Genomic DNA, 18,318 nt, shown 5'->3' with positions numbered 1-18,318 from the left:
ACCGTCGCCAGCAGAGCGACGGCGCCACCAGCCGTATAGCCTTGCAGCGCCCTGATGATGTGTGGAGACCGCCTTGTGTCCGGTGGTGTCCCGTCTTGTGCTCGCCTGGCTGATCACCTGCCTGCTGCATAAGGATAGAGAACGTCATGTTCGACATCAGTGCCCATGCGACCGCGCCAGCGCCGGACGCCCGCCAGTCGGGCCAGCCGTGGCGATTCGAGCCCTGCGGCGAGCGTTGCGTCATTCTCGTCTTCGACACGCTGTTCTCGGTCGAAGCCAACCGTCAGGCAGCGCACGTGGCCAACACGCTGCGGACCCTGGCAGGGCAAGGTCTGTTGCCCGGCATTACCGATGTGGTCGCCGCCATGGTGACGGTCGGTGTGCATTATTCACCCCTGGATTTCTTTACCCGGTGTCCGCAACAGTCGCCGTACGACGCGGTGTGTGAAGCCTTGCGCAAGGCTCTGCAGCAAGCGGTCGGCACGCAAGACCCGGTGGTGCGCCGTATCGAGATTCCGGTGTGCTACGAGGCGGAGTACGCGCCAGACCTCGCTGAAGTCGCGCAGGCTTGTTCGCTGTCGGTCGCCGAGGTCATTGCCGCTCACACCGCTGACTGGCTCGATGTTCTGATGGTGGGTTTCGCGCCGGGCCATCCGTACATCGGCATGCTCCCGCAAGCACTCTCGTTGCCCCGTCGTCCGGTGCCGCGCAAGCGTGTGGAGAAGGGCAGTGTGGGTCTCGCCAACCGGCAGAGCGTGATCTATCCGGCTGAGCTGCCGGGCGGCTGGCACCTGATTGGGCGCACGCCGCTGAACCTGTTTTCGCCATTTGACAATATTCCGTGCCTGCTCAAGGGCGGCGATCAGATTCGCTTCACCGCGATCAGTGGCCGTGAGTTCGAAAGGCTGGCGCAGGGAGAGACACCATGACGATCAAGGTCATCAAACCGGGGCTGCTGTCTTCGTTTCAGGACACCGGACGCCATGGTTTTCAGCATTGGGGCGTGCCGGTTTCCGGGGTCATGGACGAAGCGGCCCATGAACTGTGCAATCTGTTGGTGGGCAACCCGCGCGCGTTCACCACGCTGGAGATGACGCTGCAGGGCCCCACCTTGCTGTTTCAGGCCAAGGCGCTGATTGCCCTGGCCGGCGCCGATTTGGGCGCAACCCTCAACGGCGAGCCGTTCAAACCGGGCATGGCCCAAGTCGTGCCGGCGAACTCGGTGCTCAGCTTCGGCAAACGCGAACACGGTGCGCGCAGTTATCTGGCGGTGGGCGGCGGTTTTCTGCTGCCGACGGTGATGGACAGTACCAGCACCAACGCCCGTGGCGGTTTCGGTGGCTTGCGTGGCCGGGCGCTGCAGACGGGGGACCTGATCCCGATCTGCTCGTCGTTCGCCAATCCGCCGCGGCTGGGGCGCGACTTCGACGCTGTGTGCTGCGGCGCGGGCGAAGACCTGCCGATCCGGGTCATGGCCGGCCGCGAGTGGGCGTTTTTCAGTGAGCAGTCGCAGCAGGATTTTCTGAGCGGCAACTACACCTTGAGCGGCGACTCGGACCGTATGGGCTATCGCTTGACCGGGCCTGCCCTGACGCTGGCCAGCCCCTGCGAACTGCTGTCGGAAAGCGTGGCGTTCGGCACCGTGCAGGTGCCGCCGAGCGGACAGCCGCTGATCCTCATGGCAGACCGACAAACCACCGGTGGCTACCCGCGTATCGCCCAGGTGGCCAGTGTCGACCTGCCGCGTCTGGCGCAGATGCTGCCGGGGGACACGCTGCGTTTTTCCCTGATCGATCTGCACGATGCGCAAAAACTGTTCCTTGACCGAGCCCGCTCATTCAAGGCGATGGAGGCCTTCAATGCCTGAGATTGATTTCAACAGTGATGTCGGCGAAGGCTTCAGTCTTTACCAGGCCGGTGACGATGCAGCCGTTTTGCCGCACATCACCTCGGCCAATATCGCTTGCGGCTTTCATGCCGGCGATTCGAGCACGATGCGCCGTACCGTGGCGCTGGCGGCAAGGTTGGATGTGGCGGTGGGCGCGCATCCGGGCTTCGATGACCTGCAAGGGTTCGGGCGCAGGCTGATGAAGCTGTCGCAAGAGGAGGTCTACGAGCTGGTGGTGTATCAGGTCGGCGCGCTGATGGGTTTCACCCGCGCCGCTGGCGTGGCGCTCAGGCACGTCAAACCCCACGGCGCGCTGTACAACTTCGCCGCCAGCGACCGGCCCACGGCGGACGCCATCTGCCGGGCGGTCAAGGACATCGATTCGGGGCTGATCCTGTTCGGTCTGTCCGGCAGCCAGTTGACCGCCGCCGCGACGGACGCTGGCTTGAGGGTCGCCCACGAAGTGTTTGCCGACCGCACCTATCAAGACAACGGCACGCTGACACCGCGGGGGCAGCCGGGCGCCATGATCGAAAGCGTCACGGTGGCGGTCGATCAAGTGTTGAACATGCTGCATCGCGGCGAAGTGCGCACGTTGCAGGGCAACTGGATTCCAGTGCGGGCCGAAACCCTGTGCATCCACGGCGATCAGCCAGGGGCGGCATCCTTTGCCCGCTCGATCAGGCAGGCGTTGCTGGACGAAGGGGTGGTGATCAGAAGCCCTGTCTGATAGCGCTGTATTTTGCGCCCTGCAACCTGATCAATGTTCGTAGCCATTCAACAATAATAAGGAGTGCTACATGTCGAACTGCTCAAGAAATATTTACCTCTGCCATGGTCGTCGAAAGTGGGTGGGTGACTTCGGTTGAACCCGCTTTCTCAATAACTTTATTAGCCAGTGGCTAAGATGGAAGGTAACTATGTCTCGTGTGCTCGCTGAAGTTGAAGCCGTGTCATCTGTTTCTTCGAAAATACATAAAGCCGACGATTCGACGGTGATTGCCAAACGTGCAGCCATGGCGTCTGCCACCGGCACCGCCGTTGAATACTATGAGTTCAGTATTTATGGCTACATGGCGACCATTATTGCGCCGCTGTTTTTCCCCAGTGGCAATGCCACCGCAGCACTGCTGGCGACGCTGGCAGTATTCGGCATCGCCTTCGTGGTACGGCCGATCGGTGGGGTCGTGCTGGGCCGCCTTGCCGACCGCTTTGGTCGACGCAATGTCTTGCTGAGTACGGTCATCGGCATGGGCACCGCCACTGCGTTGATCGGCGTGCTGCCGACCACGGCGCAGATCGGCATCGCAGCGCCCATTCTGCTGGTGTTGCTGCGCCTGTTTCAGGGTTTCTTCGCCGGAGGTGAAGTGGTGGGGGCTGCTGCTTTCGTCGCGGAGTCGTCGCCCAACGGCCGACGTGGCTTTTTCGGTTCCTTCACGCCGCTGGGAGTTGCAGTGGGCGGTGCCATGGGGGCGATTGTCTGCGGGGTGACCACCGGGTTGCTGGATGCCGAGCAGTTGCAGAACTGGGGCTGGCGGATTCCGTTCTTTCTGTCGATTCCGTTGGTAGTCTTTTCGTTCTACATGCGCCACAACGTCGAGGAAACCCCGGAGTTCAGAGCCTTTCTGGCCAAGGACAAACCGCCCGTGGCGCCGGTTCGTGAGGTGTTCAGCCATAATCTGCCGGCCCTCATGCGCGTCATCGTGTTTGCCTTTGCGCAGAACGCCGGGTACTTCATCGGCATGGTGTTCATGAACATCTACCTGACCACGTACCTGCATTTCGACAAATCCAGGGTGTACTGGGTGATCGCCGTGATCAGTCTCTGCATGGCGGCGATGATGCCGTTCTGGGGCGGGCTGTCCGACCGTATCGGTCGCAAGAAGGCGTTGATCATCGGTTTTCTCGGCTACGTGGTGCTGGTGGTGCCGATGATGATGGTGATGGGCAGCGGCAGCTTCTGGATTGCGGCGCTGGCCATGTTTGTCGCGACCTTGCCGATGCCAGTGGTGCAGTCGGTGGGTTATCCGACCTATGCCGAACAGTTCCCGACCCGCGTGCGTTATACGGCCATGGCCATCAGTATCAATGTGGGGGCGATTCTGGGTGGCGGTTTGACGCCGTATATCGTCACTTCGCTGATTGGCAGTACTGGCAACTTGTTGATACCCGGTTACTTCATGGGCGGCGCGGCGATACTTGCATTGATTGCCGTGGTGACCTTGCGTGAAACGTCCAAAGGCGATCTTCGTCGGTAAACAAGTGATGCGTCCGTCGGTGTTAGCGGGCGCGCTCAAGTTGTAGAAAAGTGAGTTGAACAGGTGCGTTGTCTTCGGGAAGTTTTCCGAGGCGGGATATCGTTTGTCTTGAATAAAGCAGGCAGTGGTTATGGATATTGCAAAAGTTAAAGAGTTGGTGGCGCTGATCGAGACGTCCAGTCTGTCGGCACTGGACTTGACCGAAGGCAATACGCGGCTGCGCTTGCAGCGAGAGCTGGCGGACAAGGTGCAGCGCTCGGCGGCCATGGCAACGGCCGAGGTACGCGAGGCCGTCTCTGTTGCGTCTGTTGTCAGTGAAGATTTGCCAGGGCAGGTGGTGACGGCGCCCATGGTTGGCGTGTTCTACCGGCGCGAGTCGGCCGAGGCGGCGGTGTTTGTCGAAATCGGCCAACAGGTGAACAAGGGCGATGTGCTGTGCATCGTCGAAGCCATGAAGATGATGAACAACGTCGAGGCGCCGTGCAGCGGTGTTGTGCAGGCGATCATGGTCGAGGACGGCCAGCCGGTCGAATATGACCAGCCGCTGTTCACCCTCGCATGAACACAGGAGACCCCTCAGTGGCCAAGCTGGAAAAAGTGCTGATCGCCAACCGCGGTGAAATTGCTCTGCGGATTCTGCGTGCCTGCAAGGAACAAGGCATCAAAACCGTCGCCGTTTACTCCAAGGCCGACAACGAACTGATGCACCTGGGTCTGGCCGACGAATCCGTCTGCATCGGCCCGGCATCGGCTGCCCAGTCCTACCTGCACATCCCGGCGATCATTGCCGCCGCCGAAGTCACCGGCGCCACGGCGATTCACCCCGGCTACGGCTTCCTGGCCGAAAACGCCGACTTCGCCGAGCAGGTCGAGAAATCCGGTTTCGCCTTCATCGGCCCGAACGCTGACACCATCCGCCTGATGGGCGACAAGGTGTCGGCCAAGGACGCGATGATCAAGGCCGGCGTACCGACCGTTCCCGGTTCCGACGGCCCGCTGCCGGAAGACGAAGAAGAAGCGCTGCGTATCGGCCGTCAGGTCGGTTACCCGGTGATCATCAAGGCCGCCGGTGGCGGTGGTGGTCGCGGCATGCGCGTGGTGCACAAGGAAGAGGATCTGATCGCCTCGGCCAAACTGACCCGTTCGGAAGCCGGCGCAGCCTTCGGCAACCCGATGGTCTATCTGGAAAAGTTCCTGACCAACCCGCGTCACGTGGAAGTTCAGGTGCTGTCCGACGGCCAGGGCAACGCGATTCACCTGGGCGACCGTGACTGCTCGCTGCAACGCCGCCACCAGAAGGTGCTGGAAGAAGCGCCGGCACCGGGCATCGACGAGAAGGCCCGCGCGGAAGTGCTGGCTCGCTGCGTCAAGGCGTGCGTCGACATCGGTTACCGCGGTGCCGGTACGTTCGAATTCCTGTACGAAAACGGCGCGTTCTATTTCATCGAAATGAACACCCGCGTACAGGTCGAACACCCGGTATCGGAAATGGTCACCGGCATCGACATCGTCAAGGAGATGCTCAGCATCGCCGCTGGCAACAAGCTGTCGTACACCCAGGATGACGTGCAGATTCACGGCCACGCACTGGAGTGCCGGATCAACGCTGAAGATCCGCGCACCTTCATGCCGAGCCCGGGCAAGGTCAAGCATTTCCACGCCCCAGGCGGCAACGGCGTTCGCGTCGATTCGCACCTGTACAGTGGCTATGCGGTACCGCCGAACTACGACTCGCTGATCGGCAAGCTGATCACCTGGGGCAAGGACCGCGACGAGGCCATGGCCCGCATGCGTAACGCCCTGGACGAAATCGTGGTCGACGGGATCAAGACCAACATCCCGCTGCACCGTGATCTGACCCGCGATGAAGGCTTCTGCAAAGGCGGCGTCAACATCCACTATCTGGAACACAAACTGGCGGTGCAGAAGTCCTGAGCCGCCAGTCTGGCAATGAGATCAGCGGCTCGGATCGCTGAGGAACGCCTTGACGATGGACTTGGCTGACGTGTTGATCTTCACGTCACCCAGCTGTTTGGCGGTGAACCACTTGCAGTCAGCGATTTCGTTCTGCGGCGCCGGGGTCGCCGAGAGGGTGACCGACACTTCGAAGACGTGGTGCAGCACGGTCTCGCCTTCGAAACGGGTCACGTAGGTGAGGTCGCCGAGTATCAGGCCGGTTTCTTCGCGCAGTTCACGCAGTGCAGCCTGGGCAGGGGATTCGTTGGCTTCGACCTTGCCGCCGGGCAGGGTCCATTTGGCCTTGGGTTTGCGCACGTACAGGATCTGGTTGTCCCGCCGGCAAATCACTGTGGCTCGTTCTTTCATGTGCTGTCCCTCCACCGTACAACCTGTGAGAAGCCTGATCACTGTATGTAGTCACAGGCTTGTCACAAAAACTTCATATAAAGCTATGAAGCATTTACGGTGCCAACGTTCCTTCGTTTTTATTCCATTTTTCAGGATGCTGGTTTCAGCTTAGAGCAGGTGGATGGTGCTCGGTGCGCAGTCACATAAAGTTCATCTGCGCACGGGCCGTACCTACTCGGATCACTGCTTCTTATGCACGGGTTTTCTCTGTTTGCCGGTGGGGGATTTCTTGTCGGTTTCTGCCGCTGACGATTTCTTGACCGAGCCCGGCGGAGCGGGGGTGGCGGACTTTTTCTCCAGCCCGTCGGCATCTCCGCCGTTGCCGCCAGCCGGCGAGGCCGGGTTGACGCCGGGCGGCAGGGCCGATGCTGCGGGGGCGGTGGTGTCTTCTGCCAGCGACGCGAAAGGAACCAGGCCCAGCCACCCGGCCAGTAACAAGCTCGACAACGTGTGGACGCGCATGACGTACCTCCTGTGAGCGTGAGCGTTACTCCTGTTAGGCAGCTATCGCGATGCCAATGTGCCCTCGGCATGACCAACGGTGATCGCCAGCCCATTTCGCCTGCCCGATTGTGGCGCAGCGCGCCCAACACTGGGGCCCGGTTACACAGCGCCTGTGGTCTTCCGTAGCGCCATCTGCTGCGACGTTTTATCGCCTTACCTGCTCATCATTGCTAGCCCATTGATATTGCGAGCTTTTTCTCAAGGCTTGTGTTCAGCCGTTTCTGTGGCACACTTTCTGCTGTTCATTCCGTTGTTACAAACCTACTTCCGTTATAGCGGAAAAAAAACCAAAAAATCGGCGGAGTTTCTCTCATGCATCGCGGACCTTCTTTTCTGAAAGCTTGTGCGTTCGTTCTGGCGGCCACGGCCACGTTGGCTTCCGTTGCTCAGGCAGCGGACAGCAAACTCGACGCTGTCCTGCAGCGCGGTCATCTGGTGGTCGGCACCGGCAGCACCAACGCGCCCTGGCACTTCCAGGGTGCCGACGGCAAGCTGCAGGGCTTCGATATCGACATCGCCCGCATCGTCGCCAAGGGCCTGTTCAATGATCCGAACAAGGTCGAGTTCGTGGTGCAGTCCTCCGATGCACGAATTCCCAACCTGCTGACCGACAAGGTCGACATGAGCTGCCAGTTCATCACCGTGACCGCCAGCCGTGCCCAGCAGGTGGCGTTCACCCTGCCGTACTACCGCGAAGGCGTGGCGCTGCTGCTGCCGAACAACAGCAAGTACAAGGAAATCGACGACCTGAAAGCGGCCGGCGAGGGCGTCACCGTGGCCGTGCTGCAGAACGTCTACGCCGAAGAGCTGGTGCATCAGGCGCTGCCCAAGGCCAAGGTCGATCAGTACGACAGCGTTGACCTGATGTATCAGGCGATCAACTCCGGCCGTGCCGATGCCGCCGCCACCGACCAGTCTTCGGTCAAGTACCTGATGGTGCAGAACCCTGGCCGTTACCGTACCCCAGCCTTTGCCTGGAGCCCTCAGACCTACGCCTGCGCCGTCAAACGTGGCGATCAGGACTGGCTGAACTTCGTCAACACCGCGCTGCATGAAGCGATGACGGGCGTGGAATTCCCGACCTATGCGGAATCCTTCAAGAAGTGGTTCGGCGTGGAGCTTCCGACACCCGCCATCGGCTTCCCAATGGAATACAAGTGAAAGCTACTGCGCTCGCGACGTTTTCACGATGATGAGCCTTGACGGGGCAGGGAGGGCCGTTGCGCCTTCCCGTCTCAGGTACTGCTGACCATGAATTATCAGTTGAACTTTGCAGCAGTCTGGCGGGATTTCCCCAGTCTGCTGGCGGGACTGGGGCTCGGCCTTGAGCTGGCCCTGGTCTCCATCGCCATCGGCTGTGTGATCGGCCTGATGGCGGCCTTCGCGATGCTGTCCAGATACCGCGCCTTGCGGGTGATCGCCTCGGTCTACGTGACGGTGGTCCGCAACACGCCGATTCTGGTGCTGATCCTGTTGATCTATTTCGCCCTGCCAAGCCTGGGCATCCGCATGGACAAGATTCCCTCGTTCATCGTCACCCTGTCGCTGTACGCAGGGGCGTACCTGACCGAAGTATTCCGTGCCGGCTTGTTGAGCATCCACAAGGGCCAGCGTGAAGCGGGGCTGGCGATCGGTCTGGGCGAGTGGCAGGTGCGCGCCTACATCATCGTCCCGGTGATGCTGCGCAACGTGTTGCCGGCGCTGTCGAACAACTTCATTTCGCTGTTCAAGGACACCTCGCTGGCAGCCGCCATCGCTGTGCCGGAACTGACCTATTACGCGCGCAAGATCAACGTCGAAAGCTACCGGGTGATCGAAACCTGGCTGGTGACCACGGCGTTGTATGTCGCGGCCTGTTACCTCATCGCCATGCTGTTGCGTTACCTCGAACAGCGTCTGGCGATTCGCCGCTAAGGAGGCCGGATATGTACGAGCAACCGACCTGGCTGCAAGAGTTGTGGATCGCCCGTGAGGCGCTGTGGTCCGGCTTCGTCACCAGCGTGCAGTGCGCGGGGCTGGCGATTGTCTGCGGCACCGTGATCGGCCTGTTTGCCGGGTTGATCCTGACCTACGGCAAATGGTGGGCGCGCCTGCCGTTTCGCGCTTACGTCGACCTGATACGCGGCACACCGGTCTTCGTGCTGGTGCTGGCCTGCTTCTATATGGCGCCGGCACTGGGCTGGCAGATCACTGCGTTCAAGGCCGGCGCTTTGGGTCTGACGCTGTTCTGCGGCTCCCACGTCGCGGAAATCGTACGCGGCTCGCTGCAAGCCATCCCGCGCGGGCAACTGGAAGCGGGCAAGGCGATAGGCCTGACCTTCGGCCAGTCACTGAGCTACGTGCTGCTGCCCCAGGCGCTGCGGCAGATCCTGCCGACCTGGGTCAACTCGTCGACCGAGATCGTCAAGGCCTCGACCCTGCTGTCGGTGATCGGCGTGGCCGAACTGCTGCTCAGCACCCAGCAGATCATCGCGCGCAATTTCATGACCCTGCAGTTTTACCTGTTCGCCGGATTCCTCTTTTTCATCATCAACTACGGCATCGAGATTCTCGGCCGGCAAATCGAAAAACGGGTGGCCTTGCCATGACTCAGATTCAAACCGCAAACGCCGCCCCGGCTCTGCTGAGCATCGAAGGGCTGCACAAATCCTACGGCCCGGTCGAAGTGCTCAAGGGCGTCGATCTGAAGATGAACAAGGGCAACGTGGTGACCCTGATCGGCTCCAGCGGCTCGGGCAAGACCACGCTGCTGCGTTGCGTCAACCTGCTGGAAGAATTCCAGGGCGGGCATATCCGCCTGGAAGGCCAGGACATCGGCTACAGCGACGTCAACGGCAAGCGTGTGCGCCATGCGGAAAAAGTCATTGCCCGCCATCGCGCCATGACCGGCATGGCCTTCCAGCAGTTCAACCTGTTTCCGCACCTGACCGCGTTGCAGAACGTCACCCTGGGCCTGCTCAAGGTGAAAAAACTGCCCAAGGATCAGGCCGTTGCCCTGGCGGAAAAGTGGCTGGAACGAGTCGGTCTGCTGGAGCGACGCAATCACTATCCGGGTCAGTTGTCCGGCGGTCAGCAGCAGCGTGTGGCGATTGCCCGCGCCATCGCCATGAACCCGAGCCTGATGCTGTTCGACGAAGTGACCTCGGCGCTGGACCCCGAGCTGGTGGGCGAAGTCCTCAGCGTGATCAAGGGCCTGGCCGAAGAGGGCATGACCATGTTGCTGGTCACCCACGAAATGCGCTTCGCTTACGAAGTGTCGGACCAGATCGTGTTCATGAACCAGGGCCGCATCGAAGAGCAGGGCCCGCCCAAGACATTGTTCGAGCAGCCGAAATCGGCGCGCTTGAGCGAATTCCTCAAGAACATCCGTTTTTAACGCTCAACACAGGAGATATTTCATGAGCATCACTCGTTACGGCGCTGGCAGCACAGCAGGTGGCGGTCAGCCACGCCCGTTCGCCCGCGCCGTCGAAGCCGATGGCTGGCTGCACGTGTCCGGCCAGGTCCCGGCGGAAAACGGTGAAATCATCAACGGTGGCATCGTCGAGCAGACCCACAAGACCATGCAGAACCTGATCGCCATCCTCGACGAAGCCGGTTACAGCCTGGAAGACGTCGTTCGCGTCGGCGTGTGGCTGGACGACCCGCGCGATTTCTGGAGCTTCAACAAGGTCTTCGGCGAATACTTCAAACCCGAACACGCACCGGCCCGCGCCTGCGTACAGGCGGCGATGATGGTCGACTGCAAGGTCGAGATCGACTGCATCGCGTACAAGAAAAAGGCGTAACGCTGCGATCACCTGTAGGAGCGCGGCTTGTCCCGCGACCGGCTGCGCAGCAGTCGTAAAACCTGTAAACGCGGCGTGTCAGACACGCATAGTTGTCAGGTTTTACGACGACGCTGTCGCCGGTCGCAGGACAAGCCAGCTCCTACAGAAAGAGTCTGTACACTGCCAGCCTTCTTCACAAAGACACACCGCTCAATGGAAAGCACAACGATGACCGAAGACACCATCAAGCGCCGGGCCCGTGGTCTGGATCGGGCGTTCGATATTCTTGATTACCTCAAGGAGACGGGCACGCCGCTGCGGCCGAACGAAATCGCCAGCGGCATCGGCAGCCCGAAATCGACGGTCTATGAGTTGGTCGCCTCCCTGTTGGAGCGGCGCATCCTGGAAAACGTCGGCAAGGACGGTCACGTCTATCTGGGGCGCCAATTGTATTTCCTCGGCCAGGCCCACCTGCGGCATTTCGACTTCACCCGCGAAGCCGAAGTCAGCCTGGGCGAAATCGTCGAGCAGACCCGCGAAACCGCGCAGATGTGCCTGCTCAACGGGCGCAAATACACGGTCGCGCTGATGAAGGAAGGCGCGCGGCATTTCCGTATTTCCTCGGACATCGGCGAAGACGCGCCGATCCCGTGGACGGCGTCCGGGCGCCTGCTGCTCGGCCATCTCACCGATCAACAGATCATCGACCTGATCGACCCTGACGATTTCATCCTGCCGGACGGCGAGCGCCTGCCGCTGGAGACCTTTATCGGCGAGATCCGCAAGGCCCACGACGAAGGCTTTTTTTCCTTCAACAGCATCGCCGACACCTTCACCCACTGTTTCGCCGCGCCGGTGCGTGACAAGCAGGGCATCTGCATTGCCACCCTGTGCATCGTCGCGCCACGGGCCGATGCCAAGACCCATTACGAGCACTACCGCAAGGTGCTGATCGACAGCGCCAACGGCCTGGCCCGGCGGGTCGCCGAATAACACGGATGGTCATCCGTTCGAACAAGAATTCTGGAGAACACCCATGAACATTGCTGCAATCGAAAAAGGCGCTGCCCAACCGGGCGATCAACTGGTGCGCGACGTCAGCCTGCCGGCGCTGGTCATCCACGACAAGGCGCTGGAGCACAACCTGCGCTGGATGCAGAAATTCGTCAGCGACAGCGGCGCGGAACTGGCGCCCCACGGCAAGACCAGCATGGTCCCGGCGCTGTTCCAGCGTCAGTTGCAGCACGGTGCCTGGGGCATGACCCTGGCCACCGCCACCCAGACCCGCGCCGCCTATGCCCACGGTGTGCGCCGCGTGCTGATGGCCAACCAACTGGTCGGCGCACCGAACATGGCGATCATCGCCGAAATGCTCGGCGACTCGATGTTCGACTTTCACTGCATGGTCGACCACCCGGACAACGTCAAGGCGCTGGGCGAGTTCTTCGCCGAAAAGGGCCTGCACCTCAACGTCATGATCGAATACGGCGTGGTCGGCGGACGTTGCGGCTGCCGCAGTGAAGAAGAAGTCATGGCCCTGGCCGAGGCCATCGCGGCGCAGCCGGCGCTGAAACTGACCGGCATCGAAGGCTACGAAGGCGTGATCCATGGCGACAAGGCCATCAGTGGCATCCGCGCTTTTGCCGCTTCGCTGGTGCGTCTGGCCGTGACCCTGCAGGACAAGGGCGCGTTCGCCCTGGACCGGCCGATTGTCACCGCCTCGGGTTCGGCCTGGTACGACCTGATCGCCGAAGAGTTCGACAAGCAGCAGGTACGCGAGCGCTTCCTCGCCGTGTTGCGTCCGGGCAGCTACGTGGTGCATGACCACGGCATTTATAAAGAAGCGCAGTGCTGCGTGCTCGATCGCCGCAGCGATTTGAGCGAAGGCCTGCAACCGGCCATGGAAATCTGGGCCCACGTGCAGTCGATGCCGGAGCCGGGCTTTGCCGTGATCGCTCTGGGCAAGCGCGACGTAGCGTTCGATGCCGGCATGCCCAACCCGATCAAACGCTACAAGGCCGGCGTGCTGCCAGCGTTGGGTGACGATGTCAGCGCCTGCAAAGTGACGGCGGTGATGGACCAGCACGCGTTCATGACCGTGGCGCCGGGCTGCGAGCTGAAGATCGGTGACATCATTTCCTTTGGCACCTCGCACCCATGCTTGACGTTCGACAAATGGCGCACCGGCTGCCTGGTCGGCGATGACCTGACCGTCATTGAAACCTTCGACACCTGCTTCTGACGGGGACTGCGATGAGCGAACTGGTGAGTCACCTGCACCCGCGTGTGGCCTTGATCGGCGAATGCATGATCGAGTTGCAGCAACATGCCGACGGCACGTTGAAGCAGAGCTTCGGCGGCGACACCCTGAACACTGCGGTTTATCTGTCCCGTCTGCTGGGGCCGGCAGCGCAGGTGGATTACGTCACCGCGCTGGGCGATGACAGCTTCAGCGATGCCATGTGCAAGATCTGGTCGGATGAGGGCATCGGCCTGGATCTGGTCCAGCGTCTGCCCGGACGTTTGCCGGGCTTGTACTGCATCCAGACCGACGCCAACGGCGAGCGGCGCTTTCTGTACTGGCGCAACGAAGCGGCGGTGCGCGAGTGCTTCACCACGCCGGGCGCCGACCCGGTGCTGGAAGCGCTGGTGCAATATGACGTGCTGTATTTCAGCGGCATCACCCTGGCGGTGCTCGGTGAAGTCGGCCGGGCGCGGTTGCTCTCGACACTGGGCGACGCCCGTGATCGTGGCGCCTGCGTGGTGTTCGACAACAACTACCGGCCGCGTCTGTGGCGCAGCGTCGATCAGGCCCGTCAGGCCTATCGCGCGGTGATGCATGAAGTGGACGTGGCGCTGCTGACCGAGGACGACGAGCAGGCGCTGTTCGGCTACACCGACAGCGAGCAGATCATGGCCGCCTATCGCGACATGGGCGTCAAGGAAGTGGTGATCAAGCGCGGCGCGCAAAGCTGTCTGGTGCGTGCCGACAACCGTCGTTACGAGGTCGCCGCACACGCAGTGCAGAAGGTCATCGACACCACGGCGGCGGGTGATTCGTTCAGCGCCGGCTATCTGGCCAAACGCTTGCGCGCAGGCAACCCGCAGGAAGCGGCCGAAGCCGGGCATCGTCTGGCGAGCCTGGTGATCCAGCATCCGGGGGCGTTGATTCCGCGTGGTGCGATGCCCGCGTGATTTACATGGACGGAACGCCATTTCCGACCATGGCTTGAAACTTTGTGGGAGCGAGCTTGCTCGCGAAGAGGGCCGTCCACCCGACACATTGATGTCGTTCGGACGCTTTGTTCGCGGGCAAGCCCGCTCCCACAAGGTGCCTGACGGCGGGGTCAATCCCTGAAAAACACCTGCACCAGGTGATAGCCGAACTTGCTTTTCACCGGCCCGTGTACTGTGCGCAGGGGCTTTTTGAAGATGATCTGGTCGATCACCGGCACCATCTGCCCCGGGCGCACCTCGCCCAGGTCGCCGCCGCGCTTGCCGGACGGGCAGGTGGAATACTTCTTGGCCAGCACGTCGAACGCCTCGCCCTTGGCGATGCGCTGCTTGAGTTGCTCGGCCTGTTCGGCGGTCTTCACCAGAATGTGACGGGCTTGGGCTTTCATGATGATAAAAGGCCTCGATAAAAAGCCGCGCATTATGCCTTTGCGGCGCGATTTCAGGTAATTTCCTTCGCCTGATCGGACAAACGTCGCTATACCTGACTATTCAGAGCCGAACGTTGGTACAGGTCGATGGTCAGCAGACAAGGCTGACCTGCAGTCTTCTAAAACCTTTATGTGCGGTGTGACTTATGGATTTCCCGGCGTTGTTGAAGGTGCTTGCCACCCAGGACGGATCGGACCTTTATCTCTCCACCGGCGCGCCTCCGTGCGCCAAGTTCAACGGCGTGCTCAAGCCGCTGGGCACTGAATCGCTCAAGCCCGGTGATGTCGCGCAGATCGCCGACAACATCATGGATGACGAGCAGCGTCAGGAATTCGAGCGCGAGCTGGAGATGAACCTGGCGATCTCGCTGTCGGGCATCGGTCGCTTCCGGATCAACGTTTTCAAGCAGCGCAACGAAGTGTCCATCGTGGCGCGCAATATCAAACTCGACATTCCCCGCTTCGAGGACTTGAACCTGCCGCCGGTGCTGCTCGATGTGGTCATGCAGAAGCACGGTCTGGTGCTGTTCGTCGGGGCCACCGGTTCGGGCAAGTCGACCTCGCTGGCGGCATTGATCGACCACCGCAACCGCCACGCCAGCGGCCATATCATCACCATTGAAGACCCGGTGGAGTTCATCCACAAACACAAGCGTTCGATCATCAACCAGCGCGAAGTGGGGGTCGATACCCGCAGCTTTCAGGCGGCCCTGAAAAACACCCTGCGTCAGGCGCCGGACGTGATTCTGATCGGCGAGATTCGTGACCGGGAAACCATGGAGCATGCGCTGGCGTTTGCCGACACCGGGCACCTGGCGATTTCCACCCTGCACGCCAACAACGCCAACCAGGCGCTTGACCGCATCATCAATTTCTTCCCGGAAGACCGCCGGGCGCAGTTGCTGCATGACCTGGGCAACAACCTCAAGGCGTTCATTTCGCAACGGCTGGTCAAGACGGTCGATGGCAAGCGCCGGGCGGCGGTGGAAGTGATGCTGGGCACCTCGACCATCCGCGACCTGATCCTGCGCGGCGAGCTCAACGAGCTCAAGGGCATCATGGAGAAGTCCACCAACCTGGGCATGCAGACCTTCGACAACGCGCTGTACGACCTGGTGATCGAAGGCGCGATCAGCGAAGAAGAAGCGCTGAAAAACGCCGACTCGATGAACAACCTGCGCCTGCGCCTGAAACTCCACGACGAAGGCGGCCCGGCCGTCATCACCACACCGCCGCCGGCGCCGCAGCCGGCCACGCAGGTGGACATGAAGGATTGGGGGCTGGTCGACGAGCGTGACGAGCCGGGAACCCCGCGGTTCTAACGTTTGCGCTTTGCTGTGAGGCATGCCCCTGTGGGAGCGAATTCATTCGCGATACGGCGTTCCGCACAACGAATATGTGTCTGCCGAAATACCCATTGCGAATGAATTCGCTCCCACAGTGAGTCCCCATTTCATCAATGAAATGGGTGTGTTTGACAGGAATGTTGGCCCGCTAACTAGCGCGCCAACCACCCACCATCGATATTCCACGCCGCACCCCGCACCTGCGCCCCCGCCTCGCTGCACAGGAACAAGGTCAACTCACCCAGCTGCGACGGCGTGACGAACTCCAGCGACGGCTGTTTCTCGGCCAGCAGGTCATGCTTGGCCTGTTCGATATCGCCGGATTCCGCGCCACGGTCATCGATCTGTTTCTGCACCAGCGGCGTCAGCACCCAGCCCGGGCAAATCGCGTTGCAGGTGACGTTACTGGTGGCGGTTTCCAGGCCGACCACTTTGGTCAGGCCGATCACCCCGTGTTTCGCCGCGACATAGGCCGCCTTGCCGGTGGAGCCGACCAGGCCGTGGACCGAGGCGATGTTGACGATCCGCCCCCAGCCCTTGGCGCGCATGCCCGGCAGGCACAGGCGGGTGCTGTGGAACACCGAAGACAGGTTGATGGCGATGATCTTGTCCCAACTCTCCACCGGGAAGTCTTCCACCGCATCGACATGCTGGATGCCGGCGTTGTTGACCAGAATGTCGACGCCGCCAAACTCGCGCTCGGCGTAGGCGATCATGTCGGCGATCTGTGCCACGTCACTGACGTCCGCCGGATGATGGCCGACCTTGCCGCCGTATTGCTTGACCTGTTCGATCACGGCCGAGGCATCGCCAAAGCCGTTGAGCACCAGATTGGCGCCGGCCTTGGCCAGGGTCAGGGCGATGCCCAACCCGATGCCGCTGGTGGAGCCGGTGACCAGTGCGGTTTTGCCTTGCAGACTCATGTGGGGTTCCTCATACGATGCCGGTTGCATAGAAAGTGGCGATCACCACGAACACCGCCACGGTCTTGATCAGGGTGATGCCGAAAATGTCCTTGTACGCCTCGCGGTGGGTCAGGCCGGTCACCGCCAGCAGGGTGATGACCGCGCCGTTGTGCGGCAAGGTGTCCATGCCGCCGCTGGCCATGGCCGCGACCCGGTGCAGGACTTCCAGCGGAATGTTCGCGGCATGGGCCGCCGCGATGAAACTGTCGGACATCGCCGCCAGGGCGATGCTCATGCCGCCGGAGGCCGAACCGGTGATGCCGGCCAACAAGGTCACGGTGATCGCTTCATTGACCAGCGGATTGGGGATGGCCTTGAGGCCGTCGGCCAGCACCAGAAAGCCCGGCAACGAGGCAATCACGGCGCCGAAACCATATTCCGACGCCGTGTTCATCGCCGCCAGCAGGGCGCCGGACACCGCGCCTTTGCTGCCTTCGGCCAGTTTCGACTTGACCGTGCCGAAGGCGAACAGCAGCACGAAAACGATGCCCACCAGCAGCGCCGCTTCCACCGCCCAGATCGCGGTGATCTTGGCGATGTCGGTCTGCACTGGCGTGGCCATGCCCGGTAGCGCCAGGGTGTGGGTCTTGCCGTACCACTGGGGAATCCACTGGGTGAACAGCAGGTTCATCACGCCGACCAGCAGCAGCGGCGCCAGGGCTATCCACGGGTTGGGCAGTTTGATGTCGGCAGCGGTTTCCGGCTCGTTGCGTAACTCGGTGCCGTAGCCTTCGCCGGCGCGCTGCGCTCTGTTGCGCTGGCGCTGGAGAAACAGCATGCCGGCGCAGAACACGAAGGCGGTGCCGATCAGCCCCAGCCACGGCGCCGCCCAGGCGGTGGTGTTGAAGAAGGTCGAGGGGATGATGTTCTGGATCTGCGGGGTGCCGGGCAGGGCGTCCATGGTGAAGGAAAACGCGCCCAGGGCGATGGTCGCCGGGATCAGCCGCTTGGGAATGTTGCTCTGCCGGAACATCTCGGCGGCGAACGGATAGACCGCAAACACCACCACGAACAGCGACACGCCGCCATAGGTGAGCAGGGCGCAGACCAATACGATCACCAGCATCGCCTGGCGAGTGCCAAGCAGCTTGATGGCTGCAGCGACGATCGAGCGGGAAAAACCCGACAGCTCGATCAGCTTGCCGAACACCGCACCCAGCAGAAACACCGGGAAGTAGAGTTTGACGAAACCGACCATCTTGTCCATGAACACGCCGGTAAAGGCCGGCGCCACGGCAGACGGATCGGTCAACAGCACCGCACCGAGAGCGGCGATGGGGGCAAAGAGGATAACGCTGTAACCTCGGTACGCAGCCAACATCAACAGCACGAGGGCTGCCAAGGCGATGATCACACTCATCGAGTGTCTCCTGTTGTTTTTGTTTTCGGTGCGGACAAACCGCCAACAGGTATAGCTACATTCGTGCCATTACGCTAAGTGATTGATATATAAAGATATTTGTATTTTTCGCGAGTTTCTTGGGAAATACACGTCTCTAAATCGAGACGCACACCCCTTGTAGGAGCTGGCTTGCCCTGCGACCGGCGACGAAGT

At 61.4% G+C, this 18,318-nt stretch carries 20 protein-coding genes; 15 read left to right on the top strand and 5 right to left on the bottom strand.

Annotated features, from left to right (window positions below; translation table 11 throughout):
• The first annotated feature begins 146 nt into the window (after window positions 1–146).
• The 6 genes from pxpB (at window position 147) to accC (ending at window position 6,081) form a co-directional block, all read left to right on the top strand.
• Window positions 147–929: a 5-oxoprolinase subunit PxpB gene (pxpB, locus tag ACIPL0_RS19980; protein ID WP_400598780.1), complete on the top strand. Its 783-nt coding sequence runs from the start codon at window positions 147–149 to the stop codon at window positions 927–929.
• The gene (locus ACIPL0_RS19975) at window positions 926–1,867 is read left to right on the top strand and encodes a biotin-dependent carboxyltransferase family protein (protein ID WP_400598782.1); all 942 of its coding nucleotides are present in this window, start codon (window positions 926–928) and stop codon (window positions 1,865–1,867) included. Before pxpB ends, ACIPL0_RS19975 begins: the two co-directional genes overlap by 4 nt.
• Entirely contained in the window at window positions 1,860–2,618 is a 759-nt protein-coding gene (locus tag ACIPL0_RS19970; RefSeq protein ID WP_400598784.1) for a LamB/YcsF family protein, read from the top strand. Before ACIPL0_RS19975 ends, ACIPL0_RS19970 begins: the two co-directional genes overlap by 8 nt.
• Window positions 2,619–2,808: 190 nt before the next feature.
• A complete protein-coding gene (locus tag ACIPL0_RS19965; protein ID WP_400598787.1) occupies window positions 2,809–4,146 on the top strand; it encodes an MFS transporter in 1,338 nt (445 codons plus the stop codon).
• A gap of 130 nt (window positions 4,147–4,276) precedes the next feature.
• Entirely contained in the window at window positions 4,277–4,708 is a 432-nt protein-coding gene (gene accB, locus ACIPL0_RS19960; protein ID WP_400598788.1) for an acetyl-CoA carboxylase biotin carboxyl carrier protein, read from the top strand.
• The gene (accC, locus tag ACIPL0_RS19955) at window positions 4,705–6,081 is read left to right on the top strand and encodes an acetyl-CoA carboxylase biotin carboxylase subunit (protein ID WP_400598790.1); all 1,377 of its coding nucleotides are present in this window, start codon (window positions 4,705–4,707) and stop codon (window positions 6,079–6,081) included. Before accB ends, accC begins: the two co-directional genes overlap by 4 nt.
• A 21-nt stretch (window positions 6,082–6,102) precedes the next feature.
• Here the strand turns inward: accC and ACIPL0_RS19950 are convergent, their stop codons facing one another.
• Both ACIPL0_RS19950 and ACIPL0_RS19945 read right to left on the bottom strand, forming a co-directional pair.
• Window positions 6,103–6,471: an NUDIX hydrolase gene (locus ACIPL0_RS19950; RefSeq protein ID WP_400598792.1), complete on the bottom strand. Its 369-nt coding sequence runs from the start codon at window positions 6,469–6,471 to the stop codon at window positions 6,103–6,105.
• A 222-nt stretch (window positions 6,472–6,693) separates the two neighbouring features.
• Window positions 6,694–6,975, bottom strand: a complete 282-nt coding sequence (locus ACIPL0_RS19945; protein WP_400598795.1) for a hypothetical protein — start codon at window positions 6,973–6,975, stop codon at window positions 6,694–6,696.
• 354 nt (window positions 6,976–7,329) lie between these two features.
• Between ACIPL0_RS19945 and ACIPL0_RS19940 the strand changes: the two genes are divergently transcribed.
• The 8 genes from ACIPL0_RS19940 to ACIPL0_RS19905 all read left to right on the top strand — a co-directional run bounded on the left by ACIPL0_RS19940 (window position 7,330) and on the right by ACIPL0_RS19905 (window position 13,982).
• Window positions 7,330–8,178 (top strand): transporter substrate-binding domain-containing protein, encoded by an 849-nt coding sequence (locus ACIPL0_RS19940; protein WP_400598797.1) that lies wholly within the window; start codon window positions 7,330–7,332, stop codon window positions 8,176–8,178.
• Between the two features lie 90 nt (window positions 8,179–8,268).
• On the top strand, window positions 8,269–8,931 hold the full coding sequence (locus ACIPL0_RS19935) for an amino acid ABC transporter permease (RefSeq protein ID WP_400598799.1): 663 nt from the start codon (window positions 8,269–8,271) through the stop codon (window positions 8,929–8,931).
• An 11-nt stretch (window positions 8,932–8,942) separates the two neighbouring features.
• Window positions 8,943–9,605, top strand: a complete 663-nt coding sequence (locus ACIPL0_RS19930; RefSeq protein ID WP_400598801.1) for an amino acid ABC transporter permease — start codon at window positions 8,943–8,945, stop codon at window positions 9,603–9,605.
• Complete coding sequence (locus ACIPL0_RS19925) at window positions 9,602–10,393, top strand: amino acid ABC transporter ATP-binding protein (protein WP_400598803.1); 792 nt, start codon at window positions 9,602–9,604, stop codon at window positions 10,391–10,393. Before ACIPL0_RS19930 ends, ACIPL0_RS19925 begins: the two co-directional genes overlap by 4 nt.
• Window positions 10,394–10,415: 22 nt before the next feature.
• Window positions 10,416–10,805 (top strand): RidA family protein, encoded by a 390-nt coding sequence (locus ACIPL0_RS19920; RefSeq protein ID WP_400598805.1) that lies wholly within the window; start codon window positions 10,416–10,418, stop codon window positions 10,803–10,805.
• A gap of 210 nt (window positions 10,806–11,015) precedes the next feature.
• Window positions 11,016–11,780, top strand: coding sequence for an IclR family transcriptional regulator (locus ACIPL0_RS19915; RefSeq protein ID WP_400598807.1), 765 nt, complete (start codon window positions 11,016–11,018; stop codon window positions 11,778–11,780).
• A 43-nt stretch (window positions 11,781–11,823) separates the two neighbouring features.
• Complete coding sequence (locus ACIPL0_RS19910) at window positions 11,824–13,029, top strand: amino acid deaminase (protein WP_400598809.1); 1,206 nt, start codon at window positions 11,824–11,826, stop codon at window positions 13,027–13,029.
• 11 nt (window positions 13,030–13,040) lie between these two features.
• Window positions 13,041–13,982: a sugar kinase gene (locus tag ACIPL0_RS19905; RefSeq protein WP_400598811.1), complete on the top strand. Its 942-nt coding sequence runs from the start codon at window positions 13,041–13,043 to the stop codon at window positions 13,980–13,982.
• 152 nt (window positions 13,983–14,134) lie between these two features.
• Here the strand turns inward: ACIPL0_RS19905 and ACIPL0_RS19900 are convergent, their stop codons facing one another.
• Window positions 14,135–14,410, bottom strand: coding sequence for a peptidylprolyl isomerase (locus tag ACIPL0_RS19900; protein ID WP_400598813.1), 276 nt, complete (start codon window positions 14,408–14,410; stop codon window positions 14,135–14,137).
• Window positions 14,411–14,598: 188 nt separating this feature from the next.
• Between ACIPL0_RS19900 and ACIPL0_RS19895 the strand changes: the two genes are divergently transcribed.
• Entirely contained in the window at window positions 14,599–15,774 is a 1,176-nt protein-coding gene (locus tag ACIPL0_RS19895; protein WP_400598815.1) for a PilT/PilU family type 4a pilus ATPase, read from the top strand.
• Window positions 15,775–15,950: 176 nt separating this feature from the next.
• Here the strand turns inward: ACIPL0_RS19895 and ACIPL0_RS19890 are convergent, their stop codons facing one another.
• On the bottom strand, window positions 15,951–16,721 hold the full coding sequence (locus tag ACIPL0_RS19890) for a 3-hydroxybutyrate dehydrogenase (protein ID WP_400598816.1): 771 nt from the start codon (window positions 16,719–16,721) through the stop codon (window positions 15,951–15,953).
• 10 nt (window positions 16,722–16,731) lie between these two features.
• The gene (locus tag ACIPL0_RS19885; protein ID WP_400598818.1) at window positions 16,732–18,123 is read right to left on the bottom strand and encodes a GntP family permease; all 1,392 of its coding nucleotides are present in this window, start codon (window positions 18,121–18,123) and stop codon (window positions 16,732–16,734) included.
• Between the last annotated feature and the right edge of the window lie 195 nt (window positions 18,124–18,318).

This window comes from Pseudomonas sp. NPDC090208, from assembly GCF_044746785.1.
In the GTDB taxonomy this organism is placed as follows: domain Bacteria; phylum Pseudomonadota; class Gammaproteobacteria; order Pseudomonadales; family Pseudomonadaceae; genus Aquipseudomonas.
The sequence above is the reverse complement of the archived record's forward strand: the minus strand, read 5'-3'. Positions and strand labels throughout refer to the sequence as shown.